The organism is Serratia sp. 201, from assembly GCF_037027545.1.
Classification (GTDB): Bacteria; Pseudomonadota; Gammaproteobacteria; order Enterobacterales; family Enterobacteriaceae; genus Serratia; species Serratia bockelmannii.
Genome location: NZ_JAXCHC010000001.1, coordinates 985,047 through 1,002,937, shown reverse-complemented (window position 1 = coordinate 1,002,937; position 17,891 = coordinate 985,047). Strand labels below are relative to the sequence as shown.

Genomic DNA, 17,891 nt, shown 5'->3' with positions numbered 1-17,891 from the left:
TGGAAAAGGAGGGCCTGAATGAAACAACGCAACGCTTTGCGACGTTGGCTGAGCACCGCGGCCTTCACCGGCCTGCTGTCGCTGGTCTGGGCCAACGCCGCCGTCGCGCAGGATCCGGCGCAATTTCGCATCGGTTACCAGAAAGGATCGGTGAGTCTGGTGCTGGCGAAAAGCCACCGGCTGCTGGAGGAACGCTTCCCCGCCACCCGCATCAGTTGGATTGAATTTCCCGCCGGCCCGCAGATGCTGGAGGCCTTGAACGTCGGCAGCATCGATCTGGGCAGCACCGGTGATATTCCGCCGATCTTTGCGCAGGCCGCCGGCGCGGATCTGCTGTATGTCGGCGTTGAGCCGCCCAAACCGAAGGCCGAAGTAATCCTGGTGCCGGAAAATAGCCCGATCAAAACCGTCGCCGATCTGAAAGGCCATAAGGTCGCGTTCCAGAAAGGATCCAGCTCACATAACCTGCTGTTGCGATCGCTGCAAAAGGCCGGACTGAAATTTACGGATATCCAGCCCGCCTATTTGACGCCCGCCGATGCGCGCGCCGCATTCCAGCAGGGCAACGTCGATGCCTGGGCTATCTGGGATCCTTATTATTCCGCCGCGCTGCTGCAGGGCGGCGTGCGGGTGCTCGGCGACGGCACCGATCTGAATCAGACCGGTTCCTTCTATCTGGCGGCGCGCCCCTATGTCGAAGCCAATGGCGCCTTTATCAGCCAGGTCCTGACGGTGCTAACCCAGGCCGATGCACTCACCCGCAGCGACCGGGCGCAAAGCGTGACCCTGCTGGCCAACGCCATGGGGCTGCCGGAACCGGTGATCGCCAGCTATCTGGATCACCGCCCCCCGACCGCCATCACACCGCTAGATGCGCATACGATCGCCGCGCAGCAGCAAACCGCCGACCTGTTTTACGCCAACCGGTTGGTGCCGGTGAAGGTCGACATCTCGCAACGCATCTGGCGCCCAAGCGCGCAATAAATACGGGGGAACATTGACGATGAGCCTGAACGTTTTCTGGTTTTTACCCACCCATGGCGACGGCCACTATCTTGGCAGCGCGCAGGGCGCTCGCAGCGTCGATCACGGTTACTTGCAGCAGATCGCCCAGGCGGCGGATCGGCTGGGATTCGGCGGTGTGCTGATCCCCACCGGTCGCTCTTGCGAAGACTCTTGGCTGGTGGCCGCCTCGCTGATCCCGGTCACCCAGCGGCTGAAATTTTTGGTCGCGTTGCGGCCGGGCATCATCTCCCCTACGCTGGCGGCGCGTCAGGCGGCGACGCTGGATCGCCTGTCCAACGGGCGCGCGCTGTTCAATCTGGTCACCGGCGGCGATCCGGAAGAGCTGGCGGCGGAGGGGTTACATCTCAGTCATGAAGAGCGTTACGAGGCCTCGAACGAGTTCACTCATATCTGGCGCCGGGTACTGGAAGGCGAAACCGTCGATTTCGACGGCAAGCATATTCAGGTGAAAGGGGCCAAGCTGCTGTTCCCGCCGGTGCAGCAACCGCGTCCGCCGCTCTATTTCGGCGGATCCTCCGCCGCCGCGCAGGATCTGGCCGCCGAACAGGTAGAAATGTACCTCACCTGGGGAGAGCCGCCGGCGCAGGTCAAAGAGAAGATCGAGGAAGTACGCGCCAAAGCGGCGGCGAAGGGCCGACAGGTGCGTTTCGGCATCCGTCTGCATGTCATCGTGCGGGAAACCACCGAAGAGGCCTGGCGCGCCGCCGATCGGCTGATCGCCCACCTCGATGAGGAAACCATCGCCAACGCGCAGCAGGCCTTTGCGCGCTTCGACTCCGTCGGCCAACGGCGCATGGCGGCGCTGCACGGCGGCAAGAAGGACAACCTGGAGATCAGCCCGAACCTGTGGGCCGGCATCGGCCTGGTGCGCGGCGGCGCCGGCACCGCGCTGGTGGGCGATGGCCCGACGGTCGCCGCACGCATGCAGGAATACGCCGATCTGGGCATCGACACCTTTATTCTCTCCGGCTATCCGCATCTGGAAGAGGCCTACCGCGTCGGCGAACTGCTGTTCCCTCACCTCGATCTGGCGCAGGAAGAAACGCCTGCGCGCCTTCAGCCGGTGCGCCCGCAGGGCGAAGTGGTGGCCAACATTTATGTTCCGCAAAAAGTGTCGCAGAGCTGAGGAGCGCCCCGATGGCAAATAACGTACAACGCATCCTGTATCGGCTAGCTCCCTGGGCGCTGCCGTTGGCGCTGGTGATCCTCTGGCAAATCGCCGTCGAAACTGGCTGGCTGTCCAACCGCATTTTGCCGGCGCCGAGCGCGGTGCTCGCCGCCTTCTGGCGCCTGAGCCAAAGCGGCGAGCTGTGGCAGCACCTGAGCATCAGTAGCCAGCGCGCGTTGATCGGCTTTGCCATCGGCGGCAGCATCGGACTGATCCTCGGTTTTATTACCGGGCTGTCGCACTGGGGCGAACGTCTGTTGGACAGCTCGGTGCAAATGATCCGCAACGTGCCGCACCTGGCGCTGATCCCGCTGGTGATCCTGTGGTTCGGCATCGATGAGTCCGCCAAGATCTTTTTGGTGGCGCTCGGTACGCTGTTCCCGATTTATCTCAATACCTATCACGGCATCAAAAACATCGATCGCGGCCTGCTGGAGATGGCCCGCAGCTACGGTCTGAGCGGTTTCCGCCTGTTTACACAGGTGGTGCTGCCAGGCGCGCTGCCGTCGATTATGGTCGGCGTGCGTTTCGCTCTCGGCTTCATGTGGCTGACGCTGATCGTCGCCGAAACCATCTCGGCCAATTCGGGCATCGGCTACCTGGCGATGAACGCGCGTGAATTTCTGCAAACCGACGTGGTGGTAGTGGCGATCGTGCTGTACGCCCTGCTCGGCAAGCTGGCGGACGTGGGCGCGCAGCTGCTAGAGCGCGTCTGGTTACGCTGGCATCCGGCCTATCAACTGAAACAGGGAGAAGCGCTATGACCCTTCCCGCTCGCCTTGCCCAAGGCACGCCGGTGACGCTGGAGTCCATCGGCAAACGTTACGGCAACCGCACGGTGCTGGACAATATTCAGCTGCGCATTTCCGCCGGGCAGTTCGTGGCGGTGGTCGGCCGCAGCGGCTGCGGCAAGAGCACCCTGCTGCGCCTGTTAGCCGGCCTGGAACAGGCCAGCAGCGGCGCGCTGCTCAGCGGCAACGCGCCGCTTGCCGCCGCCAAAGAGGATACCCGGTTGATGTTTCAGGATGCGCGCCTGCTGCCGTGGAAAACGGTGATCGACAACGTGGGCCTGGGGCTGCGCGGCCACTGGCACGACGCGGCGCTGCAGGCACTGGACGCGGTCGGTTTGGCGGATCGCGCCCGCGACTGGCCGGCGGCGCTGTCCGGTGGACAAAAGCAGCGGGTCGCCCTGGCGCGCGCGCTGATCCACCGCCCCCGCCTGCTGCTGCTGGACGAACCGCTCGGGGCGCTGGATGCCCTGACGCGCATCGAGATGCAAGGGCTGATAGAGACACTGTGGCAACAGCACGGTTTTACCGTACTGCTGGTGACGCACGACGTCAGCGAAGCCATCACGCTGGCGGATCGGGTGATCCTGATTGAAGAGGGCCACATCGGACTGGATCTGAGCATCGATCTGCCGCGGCCACGCCGCAAGGGTTCGGCCAGGCTGGCGGAACTGGAAGCTGAAGTGCTGGAGCGGGTATTATCACCGCCGGTCACCGCGGCCAGTTCACGCCAGGCGGCGAATTGAACGAAAAAAGGGACGGCGCAGGCCGTCCCTTATCTATATCAGCGTGAAAAGATCAGGCGTCGAGCGCCTTACTGATCTTCTCGTACAGATCGCCGGACAGGTTTTCCAACCCTTTCAGCTGTTCCAGCGCCTTGCGCATCAGCGCCTGGCGACCCGCGTCGTAACGCTTCAGGCGAATCAGCGGTTCAATCAGGCGCGCGGCGATCTGCGGGTTGCGCTGGTTGAGATCGCTGAGGATCTCCGCCAGGAACTGATAGCCGCTGCCGTCCGCGGCATGGAACGCCGCCGGGTTGCCGGAAGCGAAGCCGCCAATCAACGAGCGGGTGCGGTTCGGGTTGCTCAGGCTGAACGAGCGGTGTTGCAGCAGCGCGCGCACCTTGCTCAACACGTCTGCCGATGGGCTGCTGCCCTGCAGCACGAACCATTTGTCCATCACCAGGCCATCCTGATGCCAGCGCTCGTCGAACGCCGCCAGCAGCGCATCGCGGCACGGCAACTGGGCCGCGACCGCAGCAGACAGCGCCGCCAGCGAGTCGGTCATGTTGTCCGCCTGGCGATACTGTTCGCTCACCAGCTGGTCCGCCAGCACCACATCTTCGCCGAACGCCAGATAGCCCAGGCACACATTACGCAAGGCGCGCTTGGCGATCTCGCCATGCTCCACGCGGTAGCCGTCGGTCTTGTTGGCGTGATACACCGCCAGCCACTCATCGGCCAACTCCCGCGCCAGGCAGCGTACGATCGCTTCATGCACCGCGGCGATCGCTTCCGGATCGATAGTGGCGAACAGCTCGGCGATTTCGTTCTCCGACGGCAAAGTCAGGATCTGCGCCGCCAGCGCCGGATCCAGTTTTTCGTCCAGCAGCACCGCGCGGAACGCATCGGCCACGTGCAGCGGCAGCGACAGTGGCTGCTTCTGCTGGTGCCGCGCCACGTTCAGTTTGATGTAGGTCGCCAGCAGGCTCTGTGCCGCATCCCAACGCGCAAATTCATTGCGTGCGTGCTGCATCAGGAAGGTCAGTTGCTGATCGCTGTACGGATAGTCCAGTTTCACCGGTGCGGAGAACTCGCGCAGCAGTGAGGGCACCGGCTTGTGCGCCACGCCGTCGAACACGAAAGTCTGCTCCGCTTCGGTGACGTTCAGCACATTGTTGACCGGCAGCCCCCCCTTTTGTAAGGGGATGACGTTGCCTTCACTGTCGTACAGTTCGATATCCAGCGGGATATGCAGCGGCAATTTCTCCGGCTGATCGGCGGTCGGCGCGGTTTTCTGACTGACATGCAGGCGATATTGCTGGGTTTCCGCATCGTACTCGTCGCGCACCGTCAACAGCGGTGTGCCGGACTGGCTATACCAACGGCGGAAGCGCGACAGATCCACGTTGGACGCGTCTTCCATCGCCTGCACGAAGTCATCGCAGGTGGCGGCGCTGCCGTCATGGCGTTCGAAATAGAGCTGCATTCCTTTCTGGAAGTTCGCTTCCCCCAGCAGGGTGTGCATCATGCGGATCACTTCAGAACCTTTTTCATACACCGTCAGGGTGTAGAAGTTGTTCATCTCGATCACTTTGTCCGGGCGGATGGCGTGCGCCATCGGGCTGGCGTCTTCGGCGAACTGCGCGCCGCGCATTACGCGCACGTTATCGATGCGGTTGACCGAGCGCGATCCCAGATCGGAACTGAACTCCTGATCGCGGAACACCGTCAGCCCCTCTTTCAGGCTGAGCTGGAACCAGTCTCGGCAGGTCACGCGGTTACCGGTCCAGTTGTGGAAGTATTCGTGGCCAATCACCGCTTCGATGTTCAGGTAATCCTTGTCGGTGGCGGTTTCCGCCTTCGCCAGCACATATTTGGAGTTAAAGATATTTAACCCTTTGTTCTCCATCGCGCCCATATTGAAGAAATCGACCGCCACGATCATATAAATGTCGAGATCGTATTCCAGACCGAAGCGGGTCTCGTCCCACTTCATCGAGTTCTTCAGCGACGTCATCGCCCAGTCGGCGCGATCCAGATTGCCGCGATCGACGAACAGCTCCAGTGCGACCTTACGGCCGGAACGGGTGGTGAAGCTGTCGCGCAGCACGTCGAAGTCCCCCGCCACCAGCGCGAACAGGTAGCAAGGTTTCGGGAACGGATCCTGCCATTGCACCCAGTGGCGGCCATCGGCCAATTCACCCTGGCCAATGCGGTTGCCGTTTGACAGCAGGAACGGATAGCGCGCCTTGTCGGCCACGATACGGGTGGTAAAGCGCGCCAGCACGTCCGGGCGATCCTGGTAATAGGTAATGTGGTGGAAGCCTTCGGCTTCGCATTGCGTGCACAGCGCATCGCCGGACAGGTACAGCCCTTCCAGCGCGGTGTTTTTCGCCGGGTGAATGTCGTTGACGATGGTAAGAGTGAATTGTGCCGGCAACTCATCGATGATCAGCTGGTTATCCTGCTGACGGTAGGCGCTCCATGGTTGGCCGTCGACCTGAATGCTCACCAGCGTCAGATCTTCACCATCCAGCACCAGCGGTGCACCGACCGTGCCCTGACGTTTGATTTTACTGACGGCGGTCACGCGCGTGGTTTCCGCGTCCAGACTGAAGTCCAAATCGATATCGGTCGTGGTGTAATCGGGCGCGCGATAGTCGTGGCGGTATTTTGCCTGTGGCTGTTGTGTCATAAAAACCCTTAAACATCTCAGTGAGTTATAGGTGCCAGGCCGCTCTTCCCCTTCGTACCGCAGCCGGTGTGTTTCCCGGCAGCGCGCGGCGGGCCTGAATTGTGAATAAACTGTATCACAGCTGGCCGAAAAGCCCAGAGCCGCCGGGCGACCACGATAGAGAAATCAGAGGCAAATCATAAATCGTCCGTCTGGCGGCAGCGCGGGTGACCAATGGCCAAATAAAAATCAGCATTTAATGCTAAAAAACCACCATCGGGGGGCGCCGGCATAGTTGAGGCGGCTCAGGCGGCATGGTGGTATAATTGCGGCATCAGGCCCAGGGATGACTCGCACTATGAAAATCAAATACGCAATCTATTTTTTTACCCTGTGCCTGATGACCTCCTTCTCTCTGTTCATTGTCGATGAGCTGCTTGAAGCCCATACCGATTACCGCGACAACCAACTCAACCTGTACAAAATTGATCGCGCCAAAGAAATCTCCGAAGCCTTCCAGGCGGCGCTGCAGGCTCACCGTCTCAAACGATTGAGCCTGATCGATCCTCAGATCACCCGCGCGCAATGTTTGGCCGCCGATCGGGTGGCGCGCGAGAGAATCACCCGGATCCGCGAACATCTGGACGATGAGGTCGCCAGACAGCTCGGGGTTCGGCAAAAAATTGCCGCGCTGTCGATGATCGGCCTGATGGAACAGTTGCTGGATAATGACAACCTGCAGCTTTCGCAGATCAATAACACCAACGCTAATCTGTTCAACATCAACAGCGCCTATTACATCTCGCAAACCAGCAAGAGCTATTACCGTTATACCTACGATACCCGGATGGTGGATACCGACTCCTTTATGTTTCTCGAGGCCATCCGTCTCAATAACCGGCTGAATATGTCACTGACGGAATTGAGCGATCAGATTATCGACGTCAATGTAAGCCCGCTGGTTCGCAAAGACGCCTATCTGAAGTCCATTCAACTGACCGGCGTGCTGAACGCCCTGAGCACCCGATTGATCTTCATGAAGATCAACTACGACGATGGACAAATCACCGACATCGTCAATGCGTTACTCGCCCAGGTGTCCGCTGAACGCCTTCAACAGATTACCGATGGGCTGTACACCGCTATCGATACCCACAAGCCCTATCCCACAGCGCTTATCTCGCGCTATGTCGACGATGTGAGCGGGCTTTCGCAGGCGCTGTATCAGCGCAGCTTCGAATTGGAAACCCTCGCCTCGCGCCACAAGATTTACGACAGCCAGACGACCATTTACGGCATGATCGCACTTGCCGGCCTGGTGGTATTGCTGTTCATTTTGCCGGCGCTGGTGTTCTGCACCAGCATCAACCGTTGGCTGACCAAGACCCACAACAATATCGTACGGCTGTCGCGCGGTGAGATGAATATCGATCGCAACGACGCCTTCTACAGCCAGGAACTGATCGCCATCAGCGACGCCATTCAGCAGCTCAGGCAATACCAGTTGGACAAGGTCTCGCTGGAGAGCGAGAAACAACTGCTGATTAAAGAGCTCGAGGCCTCTTCCTTCCTCGATCCGCTCACCAATATCTACAACCGTCGTAAATTCTTCCTTGAATCTCAGCTGCTGGGCGACGGCAGCTACCCGCAGGCCTTTTGCCTGATCGATATCGACAACTTCAAACAGCTCAACGACAGCTACGGCCACGACGTGGGCGACCGGGCGCTGGTGGCATTCGGACACCTGCTGCAACGCGCGTTCCGTGCCAGCGACATTTTCTGCCGCTACGGCGGCGAAGAGTTTGCGGTGCTGCTGGGTAACTGTTCGTTGGACAACGCGCGGGACATCATGGAGCAATTGCGCGCCCGCACTCATCGCCTGACGCTACACCTGGCCGACGGACGGCAAGTGCATTTCACCACCAGCTGCGGCATCGCGCCGGTCAACGCGTTCACCGCACTGCAGGCGGCGATCAAACAGGCAGACGAAGCGCTCTATTTTTGCAAAAAGAGCGGCAAGGATCGGGTCAGCGTGCATACCGAAGCCGGCTTTATCTGATTCGCTGTTTAAAATAATTAACATTATAATTTTTATGACTAATTAGGGTAAGTCATTCACCTTACAGGCATATCTGGCTTTTTTTTCTCCCCGTCGCCGCCAGGCCGTCATAAAGGCACGTTTAATCCTCGACCCGCTTTGGTGATTTATGGTGTGATGCAGCTTCAATAACAGGATAATCCGGGTATACTCCACCCCCACTTTTATGATTATCCGGATTTGGACACGCGCCTGACGAGGATGCTGTAACGCGCTATGACTCAATACGCTTCCCCGATTTTGACATCACTGCTTGATACCGATGCTTATAAGCTTCATATGCAGCAAGCAGTGTTCCATCGCTATCCCGCGATCAGCGTGGCGGCGGAATTCCGCTGCCGCGGCGACGAACTGTTGGGCGAATATGCCGACGAGATCCGCGCGCAGGTGGCGCTGATGAGCCGGCTGGCGCTGACCGACGCCGAATTCGCTTATCTTTCGGGTCTGCCCTTCTTCCGTCAGGATTACCTGAACTGGCTGCGCACGTTCCGCTACGATCCGCAGCAGGTCACCATCGACAACCGCGACGGCAAACTGCACATCCGCATCGCCGGCCCCTGGCGTGAAGTGATCATGTGGGAAGTGCCGTTGCTGGCGGTGATCAGTGAAGTGGTGCACCGCCGGCGCTCGCCGCTGGCGACGCCGGAACAGGCGGTGGCACATCTGCAAACCAAGCTGGCGCAGTTCAAGGCGCTGGCGGGCGATCTGGACCTTTCGCGCTTCAAGCTGATGGACTTCGGTACCCGTCGCCGTTTCTCTCAGGGCGTGCAGCAGGCCATCGTCAGCACCTTGCAGGCCGAATTCCCGTACCTGTCGGGCACCAGCAATTACGATCTGGCTCATCAGCTCGGCCTGGCGCCGGTCGGCACGCAGGCGCATGAATGGTTCCAGGCGCATCAGCAGATAAGCCCGGTGCTGGCCAACAGCCAGCGCGCCGCATTGCAGGCCTGGCTGGATGAATACCCGGATCAGCTCGGCATCGCGCTCACCGACTGCATTACCATGGATGCTTTCCTGCGCGACTTCGGCCCGCAGTTCGCCGAGCGTTATCAGGGGCTGCGCCACGATTCTGGCGATCCCGTCGAGTGGGGTGAGAAAGCCATTGCCCACTATCAGAAACTGGGCATCGATCCGATGAGCAAAACGCTGGTGTTCTCGGACAACCTGGATCTGGAAAAAGCGCTGGCGCTCTATCGCCACTTCTATCAGCGCATCAATCTCAGCTTCGGTATCGGCACGCGCCTGACCTGCGATATTCCGGGCGTTAAGCCATTGAATATCGTGATCAAGCTGGTCGAATGCAAAGGCAAGCCGGTGGCTAAACTCTCCGACAGCCCCGGCAAGACCATCTGCCAGGACCAGGCCTTCGTCAGGGCCCTGCGCAAAGCCTTCGATCTGCCGCTGGTGAAGAAAGCCAGCTGAACCGCCTCTATATAGAAAGAAAGCCGGCCTGGTTCACGCGCCGGCTTTTTTGTTTTTATCCCGACCGCCCTCTTTTCAGTCAGCCGCAATAAATGTTGCGCCAATCCGATGATTTCTGCTTGTGCTCTGCACCGCGGCAAGTAACATAGCCATTACCCCCATATTCTTGGGTTGTAAGCTATTTCTAAACCAAATTATTAAAGAGAGAAATCTATGAGCGTAGTGCCTGTAGTCGACGTACTGCAAGGTCGTGCTGCGGTTGACAGTGAAGTCACCGTACGCGGCTGGGTACGTACCCGGAGAGATTCAAAAGCTGGTATCTCCTTCCTGGCCGTCTATGACGGTTCCTGCTTTGATCCGTTACAGGCCGTCGTTAATAATTCTCTGCCGAATTATCAGGATGAAGTGCTGCATCTGACTACCGGTTGTTCGGTTGAAGTCACCGGCAAAGTCGTCGCTTCACCGGGCGAAGGCCAGAGCTTCGAACTGCAGGCTACCGCGATCAAAGTGGTCGGCTGGGTCGACGATCCGGACACTTACCCGATGGCGGCCAAACGTCACAGCATCGAATACCTGCGCGAAGTGGCTCACCTGCGCCCGCGTACCAACCTGATCGGCGCCGTGGCGCGCGTGCGTCATACGCTGGCGCAGGCGATTCATCGCTTCTTCCATGAAAATGGCTATTTCTGGGTGTCCACCCCGCTGATCACCGCCTCCGATACCGAAGGCGCCGGCGAGATGTTCCGCGTGTCCACGCTGGACCTGGAAAACCTGCCGCGCACCGACAAGGGCGCCGTCGACTTCAGCGAAGACTTCTTCGGTAAGGAAGCCTTCCTTACCGTTTCCGGCCAGCTGAACGGCGAAACCTACGCTTGCGCGCTGTCGAAGGTTTACACCTTCGGCCCAACCTTCCGCGCCGAAAACTCCAACACCAGCCGCCACCTGGCGGAATTCTGGATGATCGAGCCGGAAGTGGCCTTCGCGACGCTGGACGACGTTGCCGGCCTGGCCGAAAGCATGCTGAAGTATGTGTTCCAGGCGGTGCTGGATGAACGCGCCGACGATCTGAAATTCTTCGCCGAGCGCGTGGATAAAGACGCTATCGCTCGTCTGGAGCGTTTCGTTTCTTCCGATTTCGCCCAGGTGGACTACACCGACGCCATTGAGATCCTGCTGGCCTCGGGCCAAACCTTCGAAAACCCGGTTTCCTGGGGTATCGATCTCTCTTCCGAACATGAACGTTACCTGGCTGAGAAACACTTCCAAGCGCCGGTGGTGGTGAAAAACTACCCGAAAGACATCAAAGCGTTCTATATGCGCATGAACGAAGACGGCAAAACCGTTGCGGCCATGGACGTGCTGGCACCGGGCATCGGCGAAATCATCGGCGGCTCGCAGCGTGAAGAACGCCTCGACGTGCTCGATCAGCGTCTGGAAGAGATGGGTCTGAATAAAGAAGACTACTGGTGGTATCGCGATCTGCGCCGCTACGGCACCGTGCCGCATTCCGGTTTCGGCCTGGGCTTTGAACGTTTAATCGCCTATGTCACCGGCGTGCAAAACGTGCGCGATGTGATTCCATTCCCACGCACGCCACGTAACGCAAGCTTCTAATTTATACGATCACTCGTTTTTTAAACGATTTCGTTACAAAACAAAGGCCAGCCTCGCTGGCCTTTCGCATTTTTTAATATTGACGCACGTCACAAAGTTCCCGAAAAATTACATTTGGTTACACATACTTTCCTTTTGCAACCTGATTGGGACATTGGTATCATTTTCGTCCTAGATTAACCCGCCTGTGAATGGAACACTGCGTTCAGACACAGGACGACACCAATCTATCAACAATAGTTCCCAAAGAATTATTGGCGGCAGTGGCAAAGGTGTCCGAATAACACCAATGAGGGTAATAATGATGAAGCGCAACATTCTTGCAGTGGTTATCCCGGCTCTGTTGGCTGCTGGTGCAGCAAACGCAGCTGAAATCTACAACAAAGACGGCAACAAGCTGGATCTGTACGGCAAAGTTGACGGTCTGCACTACTTCTCCGACGACAAAGGTAACGACGGCGATCAGACCTATGTTCGTTTCGGCTTCAAAGGTGAAACTCAGATTACTGACCAACTGACCGGTTACGGCCAGTGGGAATACAACGTCCAGGCTAACCACTCCGAATCTCAGGGCACCGAAGGCACCAAAACCCGTCTGGGCTTCGCCGGTCTGAAATTCGCTGACTACGGCTCCTTCGACTACGGCCGTAACTACGGCGTACTGTACGACGTGGAAGGCTGGACCGATATGCTGCCAGAGTTCGGTGGCGACACCTACACCTACACCGACAACTTCATGACCGGCCGTACCAACGGCGTTGCGACCTATCGTAACAACAACTTCTTCGGTCTGGTTGACGGTCTGAACTTCGCTCTGCAATACCAGGGCAAAAACCAGAACGACGGTCGTAACGTCAAGAAACAAAACGGCGACGGCTGGGGTATCTCCTCTACTTATGACATCGGCGAAGGCGTAAGCTTCGGCGCTGCATACGCTTCCTCCAACCGTACCGACGATCAGAAACTGCGTTCCAACGAGCGTGGCGACAAGGCTGATGCATGGACCGTGGGTGCGAAATACGACGCCAACAACGTTTACCTGGCGGCGATGTACGCAGAAACCCGTAACATGACCCCGTTCGGCGGCGGTAACTTCGGTCCAGGCTGTGCAGCTACCGATGACAAGTGCGGTGGCTTCGCGAGCAAAACTCAGAACTTCGAAGTGACTGCTCAGTACCAGTTCGACTTCGGTCTGCGTCCAGAAGTGTCTTACCTGCAGTCTAAAGGTAAAAACCTGAACGTCCCAGGCGTAGGTTCTGACCAAGATCTGGTTAAATATGTTTCTGTTGGTACCACTTACTACTTCAACAAAAACATGTCCACCTACGTTGATTACAAAATCAACCTGCTGGATGACAACGAGTTCACCAAAGCAACCGGCACCGCTACCGACGATATCGTAGCTGTTGGTCTGGTGTACCAGTTCTAAGTTGTCTCGCTTAACGGCGGTTTACCGTCGGCTAAGTTAAAAAACAGGGCTTCGGCCCTGTTTTTATTTGTGTCTTCCGGTAACGTTTTATCCTGCAGATTTCCCCTTCCCCATCATTTTTTCTGTCGAATCCTTCCCGTTCACAAGATCGCGGTGTTTTTATCGCAAACGGTTGGCAAAGCCGATAACTGGCGCTACCCTGATGCTTCTGTCTGCTTAACTCCGAGATTTGGAAGCACCTGACATGTTTGAAAAAATCACCGCCGCACCCGCCGACCCGATCCTGGGCCTGACCGACATTTTCCGCGCCGACGCCCGCCCGAATAAAATCAATTTAGGGATTGGCGTTTATAAAGACGAAACCGGTAAAACCCCGGTGTTAACCAGCGTAAAGAAAGCTGAACAGTATCTGCTGGAAAATGAGACCACCAAAAACTATCTCGGCATTGAAGGCATCCCGGCGTTTGCCAGCTGCACGCAAGTGCTGCTGTTCGGTAAAGAGAGCCCGATCGTCGCCGATCGTCGCGCACGTACCGCACAGACGCCAGGTGGCACCGGTGGCCTGCGCGTGGCGGCAGACTTTATCGCCGTCCAGACCAGCGCCAAGCGCATCTGGATCAGCAACCCAAGCTGGCCGAACCACAAGAACGTCTTTAGCGCCGTGGGCCTGGAAGTCCTGGAGTATGCCTACTACGACGCCGCCAACCACGCATTGGATTTCGACGGCCTGCTGAACAGCCTGAAACAGGCCCAGGCCGGTGATGTGGTGCTGTTTCACGGCTGCTGCCATAACCCGACCGGTATCGATCCAACGGCGGAACAGTGGGCACAGCTGGCTGAGCTTTCCGTGACCAATGGCTGGCTGCCTCTGTTCGACTTCGCCTACCAGGGCTTCGCCAAGGGTCTGGAAGAGGATGCGCAGGGCCTGCGTATTTTCGCCGCCAAACATCAAGAGCTGATTGTCGCCAGCTCCTACTCAAAAAACTTCGGTCTGTACAATGAGCGCGTCGGCGCTTGCACCATTGTAGCTGCCGATGCCGAAACCGCCGATCGCGCCTTCAGCCAGGTAAAAGCGGCTATTCGCGCCAACTACTCCAACCCGCCGTCACACGGCGCCGCCGTTGTCGCCACCATTTTGGGTAACGATGCGCTGCGCGCGATGTGGGAGCAGGAGCTGACCGACATGCGCCAGCGCATTCACCGCATGCGTCAGCTGTTCGTGAACACCCTGCAGGAAAAAGGCGCCCAACAGGACTTCAGCTTCATCATCCAGCAGAATGGCATGTTCTCCTTCAGCGGTCTGACCAAAGAACAGGTGCTGCGTCTGCGCGAAGAGTTTGGCGTCTACGCCGTGAACTCAGGCCGGGTGAACGTGGCCGGCATGACGCCGGACAACATGGCACCGCTGTGTGAAGCCATCGTCGCCGTGCTCTAAATGCATCGACACAGGTCATAAATCATAAAAAAAGGGCGCTCTATGCGCCCTTGATTATTTCTGCCGGGAAATAATCGCTACCACACTGCCGGCTCTTCTCGCAGGAACGGGTTGGTCTGGCGCTCGTGGCCAAAGGTCGACATCGGGCCGTGGCCAGGAATAAAGCGCATATCGTCGCCCAATGGCAGCAGCTTGGTGCGAATAGAGGCGATCAGCGCCTGATGGTCTCCACGCGGGAAGTCGCTGCGCCCTACGCCACCGTTAAACAGCACGTCGCCCACCAGCGCCAAACGCGCTTGCTCATTGATAAAGACGATGTGGCCCGGCGTATGCCCGGGGCAGTGCAGCACCTTGAGCGTCATTTCGCCCACCTGCATCTCATCACCTTCTGATAGCCAGCGAGTCGGCGTCAGCGGCGCACACTCTTCCAGCCCGAACATCCGGCTCTGCGCCGGCAAACCATCCAGCCAAAAAGCGTCTTCTTTATCCGGGCCGTAAATCGGCACCTGATAATGGTCCGCCAGCTCCGCCGCCGCACCAACATGATCCAAATGGCCGTGAGTCAGCAAGATCTGAGTGATCATCACCCCCTGCTGCGCGACTTCCGCTTTGATTTTTTCCGCTTCACCGCCGGGATCGACCAACGCCGCTTGCTGCGTGTTTTCACACCAAATCAGGCTGCAGTTCTGGCTAAAAGCGGTAACGGGAATAAGATGGTATTTCATAAGGCTCCAACGACAATAACGCCGCTTCCGCAAGGGACGGCGTTATTCACTGACGGCACAGCGGTTACCAGGTCCGAACCGGGCCGGTATCGATGTGTACGAAGTTGCTACGTGGGTAATATCCTACACCACCGGCGCGCATTTTTAACGCCGCTTTACGGATATTACTCAATTGGATACCTTCGATATGGAAATCCATCGCCTGGCCCTTGGTGTGGTAGCTGTGCTTGGCCACGCCGCGGCTGTGTGTGCGCAATTCGTTGTTGGTATCTACGGAACGGTATCCGGAGATCAGCTGCACCGGCTTGCTGGTGCCCAGCAGCCCCTGCAGACGATAAAGGTGATCAAACAAGCGGGGATCGATCGATTTAACCTTGTTGGCGCGATAATCGCGGAACAGATGATTTAACCGCACCAACTCTTCTTTATTGTAACCTTTGCCGTCAAAGAACTCGGCTTTAATAGATTCACCGGTATTCAGGTTATTCAGCACTAAAATACGCGGTCGAGCGGTGGAAAGACTGGCAAACGCCTGCCCTGGAAGCAGCGCTATGCCCATAGCAGCGCCACCTAGCGCCAGCCATTTACGGCGGTGATGATCAATTTTGTCCATGACTCTGTTAAACCCGGCAAGAATGTCAAAATAAATGCACAAAGCAGCGCACTGTCCGAACCATAACCGCCTGCGTATGCTGAGTCAACCCGCGATACGCCTAGGTTTACAGGCCCCCGGCTACGGGGGCCTGCGGTATAGCCAAACATTCTGACCGTTATTTATTTATAATTACTGCATTTACTGCATTAATTTTTTGGCCTGAGCCAAAATTTGTGCGCCCGATCGCACCGTATTATCATAATTGTAAATATCTGTACGGAATTGCGGTTGGCCGTCATCCGAAACCCAGGCGGTCAGATAATACAGTTTTACGGGAATACGCTGGCGAATATTCACATAAGTGGTATTCCCCTCTTTCAGCGTGGAAGACACGCGGCTGTTGTTCCAGCCGGCGTCCTGCAGCAGCATATTCGCCAAATCGGACGCCTTATTCACCCTCACGCAGCCGGAGCTGAGCGCGCGGATGTCTTTCTGGAACAGGCTGTGGTTCGGAGTATCGTGCAGGTAGATGGCGTCCGAGCTCGGCATATTGAACTTGAAACGCCCCAGCGAGTTGGTCGCCCCCGGCGCCTGACGAACGCGATACGGGAAGTTACGCGCAGAGACCATGCTCCAGTCGATCATCGCCGGGTTGATCACTTCTGCATCGTTGCTCCAGCCCGACAGCACGGTATAGCCATGTTTCTGGAAATAGTTACCGTCGCGCATCGCCTTCGGCACGATATCCTCACGCACCAGCGTGGTCGGCACGTTCCAAGGCGGGTTGACCACCACGTTGTTCAACGCGCTGCTCATCAGCGGCGTCTTGCGGCTCGGCCGCCCGACGATAACGCGGGAGGACAACACTTCGTTGCCGTTCTGATAGTAGGTCAGCGAGTAATTGGGAATGTTCACCATAATGCCGGTGCCGACATGCCCCGGTAAAATTCGCAGACGTTGGATATTCAACGCCAACAGCGCGGCACGGGTTTTCGGTGACACGTTGAGCCACTCGCGGGTGCGCACGCCGATCACGCCGTCCGCCGTCAACCCCTGCCATTTCTGGAAACGCTTGACGCCCTCCACCAGCTCGTTGGTATAGAGGTTGTCGCTCACCACGCTGCCGATCTGCGGCGGCGTCTGTTCCGCGGTCAACTCCGTCACCGGCGCCGCCGATGGGCTGACCGTCACGCGGCTTTTCTCTTCGTCTACCGTCAGCCCGCCGTCGTCGGGCTCATTGCTCTTCGCCGAGACCACCGCCGGTTCCGCTTCCGCTTCCGGCGCCGAGGTGGCCAGCATACCGGTGCGCGTCAGGATCTCACGCAGCGCCGGGATATCATTGCTCATTTGGCCTGGGCGCAGGCTCGGGCCACTGCCCACCTGGGGCCAAGGGCGATTGTCCGCCAGCAAGTCGCGCAGCGCCTGATGCATCTTGGCGTATTGCGGATGTTGCGGCGCGAGCGAATTCACGTAGCTCAGGGTACGCGCCTGGCGCACCGCCAGCTGCCACTGATTAATCACTGCGGTGGGCGGCAAGCCAAGCTTGTAGGGAATATTGCTGTACAGCCAGTTGTTGCCGTTGGCGCCGATCGCGGACACGAACTGCAAATAGCCCAGCATCGCATCGGACAACACCACATCGCGGCCCACTTCATTGAGCGCCGGATCGGTCAACATCTTCACCCACTGGGTGAACTGCGGCTGCACGCCGGACATCGCCAGCTCGGCCAGCTGCTGCTGAAACTGCTGAACGGCTTCGCGATCCTGCCACATCGGCTGCATATGGTTCGCCGCATACAGCGGCGCCAGCGTGGACAGGTAGTGCAAATCCATGCCGCGCGGCAACGCAGCCAGCAGTTCAGAACGGCTCTGCGCAACGGACATGCCTGCTGATGCCACTGGTAACGCCGCTACGGTGGCCGATGCGGAAAACGACGACACAAGACTACAGGCGATAGCGCCACTCAGCGCCAAACGTCGTAGAGAGTTTCCCTTTTTAAGCAACATCCCTTGCCCCCTGTATGCTCACAAAAAAAACGTCAAAAACTGCATATAGTTTCAGTATACAAACAGAAAGGCCGTTTCGCCCTGCGGGCGTCGAATTACTGTTTATCTGATTAAACTAACCGCTTTTCAACGGATAAAAAAGCAGGACTATCATCCACGCGTACAAAAAAATAGCCACCCTACGGCGG

Annotated in this window: 13 protein-coding genes; 9 read left to right on the top strand and 4 right to left on the bottom strand. The window is 58.0% G+C overall.

Annotated features, from left to right (window positions below):
- Positions 1–18 precede the first annotated feature (18 nt).
- Genes WA302_RS05185 through ssuB form a run of 4 tightly spaced genes read left to right on the top strand, consistent with a single transcriptional unit; the run spans position 19 to position 3,728 of the window.
- The gene (locus WA302_RS05185) at positions 19–984 is read left to right on the top strand and encodes a sulfonate ABC transporter substrate-binding protein (protein ID WP_147823337.1); all 966 of its coding nucleotides are present in this window, start codon (positions 19–21) and stop codon (positions 982–984) included.
- A 19-nt stretch (positions 985–1,003) separates the two neighbouring features.
- Positions 1,004–2,152: an FMNH2-dependent alkanesulfonate monooxygenase gene (ssuD, locus tag WA302_RS05180; RefSeq protein ID WP_049208035.1), complete on the top strand. Its 1,149-nt coding sequence runs from the start codon at positions 1,004–1,006 to the stop codon at positions 2,150–2,152.
- A gap of 11 nt (positions 2,153–2,163) precedes the next feature.
- Positions 2,164–2,958: an aliphatic sulfonate ABC transporter permease SsuC gene (ssuC, locus tag WA302_RS05175; protein WP_049204257.1), complete on the top strand. Its 795-nt coding sequence runs from the start codon at positions 2,164–2,166 to the stop codon at positions 2,956–2,958.
- Positions 2,955–3,728, top strand: a complete 774-nt coding sequence (gene ssuB / locus WA302_RS05170) for an aliphatic sulfonates ABC transporter ATP-binding protein (protein WP_025302296.1) — start codon at positions 2,955–2,957, stop codon at positions 3,726–3,728. Before ssuC ends, ssuB begins: the two co-directional genes overlap by 4 nt.
- A 52-nt stretch (positions 3,729–3,780) precedes the next feature.
- On the opposite strand, the gene pepN is transcribed toward ssuB, so the two are convergent.
- Entirely contained in the window at positions 3,781–6,399 is a 2,619-nt protein-coding gene (gene pepN, locus WA302_RS05165) for an aminopeptidase N (RefSeq protein ID WP_089195727.1), read from the bottom strand.
- Positions 6,400–6,736: 337 nt separating this feature from the next.
- On the opposite strand from pepN, the gene WA302_RS05160 reads away from it, so the two are divergent.
- From WA302_RS05160 to WA302_RS05140, 5 genes are all read left to right on the top strand, one after another.
- A complete protein-coding gene (locus WA302_RS05160; protein ID WP_025302294.1) occupies positions 6,737–8,437 on the top strand; it encodes a GGDEF domain-containing protein in 1,701 nt (566 codons plus the stop codon).
- 255 nt (positions 8,438–8,692) lie between these two features.
- Positions 8,693–9,898, top strand: a complete 1,206-nt coding sequence (pncB, locus tag WA302_RS05155) for a nicotinate phosphoribosyltransferase (RefSeq protein WP_043137639.1) — start codon at positions 8,693–8,695, stop codon at positions 9,896–9,898.
- A gap of 213 nt (positions 9,899–10,111) precedes the next feature.
- Complete coding sequence (asnS, locus tag WA302_RS05150; protein ID WP_004928205.1) at positions 10,112–11,512, top strand: asparagine--tRNA ligase; 1,401 nt, start codon at positions 10,112–10,114, stop codon at positions 11,510–11,512.
- Between the two features lie 301 nt (positions 11,513–11,813).
- Positions 11,814–12,941: a porin OmpC gene (gene ompC / locus WA302_RS05145; RefSeq protein WP_025302292.1), complete on the top strand. Its 1,128-nt coding sequence runs from the start codon at positions 11,814–11,816 to the stop codon at positions 12,939–12,941.
- A 244-nt stretch (positions 12,942–13,185) separates the two neighbouring features.
- Positions 13,186–14,376: an amino acid aminotransferase gene (locus tag WA302_RS05140; protein ID WP_261456184.1), complete on the top strand. Its 1,191-nt coding sequence runs from the start codon at positions 13,186–13,188 to the stop codon at positions 14,374–14,376.
- Positions 14,377–14,453: 77 nt separating this feature from the next.
- Here WA302_RS05140 and WA302_RS05135 read toward each other — a convergent pair whose 3' ends face one another.
- The 3 genes from WA302_RS05135 to ldtD form a co-directional block, all read right to left on the bottom strand.
- Positions 14,454–15,101 (bottom strand): MBL fold metallo-hydrolase, encoded by a 648-nt coding sequence (locus WA302_RS05135; RefSeq protein WP_025302290.1) that lies wholly within the window; start codon positions 15,099–15,101, stop codon positions 14,454–14,456.
- Between the two features lie 64 nt (positions 15,102–15,165).
- The gene (locus WA302_RS05130) at positions 15,166–15,714 is read right to left on the bottom strand and encodes a YcbK family protein (protein WP_043137647.1); all 549 of its coding nucleotides are present in this window, start codon (positions 15,712–15,714) and stop codon (positions 15,166–15,168) included.
- Positions 15,715–15,894: 180 nt separating this feature from the next.
- A complete protein-coding gene (gene ldtD / locus WA302_RS05125; protein ID WP_072008234.1) occupies positions 15,895–17,703 on the bottom strand; it encodes a L,D-transpeptidase in 1,809 nt (602 codons plus the stop codon).
- Positions 17,704–17,891 lie beyond the last annotated feature (188 nt).

What these genes read in the sequence shown, in the direction of transcription:
- asnS (WP_004928205.1), top strand. Translation starts at nt 10,112, where the DNA reads ATGAGCGTAGTGCCTGTAGTCGACGTACTGCAAGGTCGTGCTGCGGTT.
- pncB (WP_043137639.1), top strand. Translation starts at nt 8,693, where the DNA reads ATGACTCAATACGCTTCCCCGATTTTGACATCACTGCTTGATACCGAT.
- ssuC (WP_049204257.1), top strand. Translation starts at nt 2,164, where the DNA reads ATGGCAAATAACGTACAACGCATCCTGTATCGGCTAGCTCCCTGGGCG.
- ldtD (WP_072008234.1), bottom strand. Translation starts at nt 17,703, where the DNA reads ATGTTGCTTAAAAAGGGAAACTCTCTACGACGTTTGGCGCTGAGTGGC.
- WA302_RS05160 (WP_025302294.1), top strand. Translation starts at nt 6,737, where the DNA reads ATGAAAATCAAATACGCAATCTATTTTTTTACCCTGTGCCTGATGACC.
- WA302_RS05130 (WP_043137647.1), bottom strand. Translation starts at nt 15,714, where the DNA reads ATGGACAAAATTGATCATCACCGCCGTAAATGGCTGGCGCTAGGTGGC.
- ssuD (WP_049208035.1), top strand. Translation starts at nt 1,004, where the DNA reads ATGAGCCTGAACGTTTTCTGGTTTTTACCCACCCATGGCGACGGCCAC.
- WA302_RS05140 (WP_261456184.1), top strand. Translation starts at nt 13,186, where the DNA reads ATGTTTGAAAAAATCACCGCCGCACCCGCCGACCCGATCCTGGGCCTG.
- WA302_RS05185 (WP_147823337.1), top strand. Translation starts at nt 19, where the DNA reads ATGAAACAACGCAACGCTTTGCGACGTTGGCTGAGCACCGCGGCCTTC.
- ssuB (WP_025302296.1), top strand. Translation starts at nt 2,955, where the DNA reads ATGACCCTTCCCGCTCGCCTTGCCCAAGGCACGCCGGTGACGCTGGAG.
- ompC (WP_025302292.1), top strand. Translation starts at nt 11,814, where the DNA reads ATGATGAAGCGCAACATTCTTGCAGTGGTTATCCCGGCTCTGTTGGCT.
- pepN (WP_089195727.1), bottom strand. Translation starts at nt 6,399, where the DNA reads ATGACACAACAGCCACAGGCAAAATACCGCCACGACTATCGCGCGCCC.
- WA302_RS05135 (WP_025302290.1), bottom strand. Translation starts at nt 15,101, where the DNA reads ATGAAATACCATCTTATTCCCGTTACCGCTTTTAGCCAGAACTGCAGC.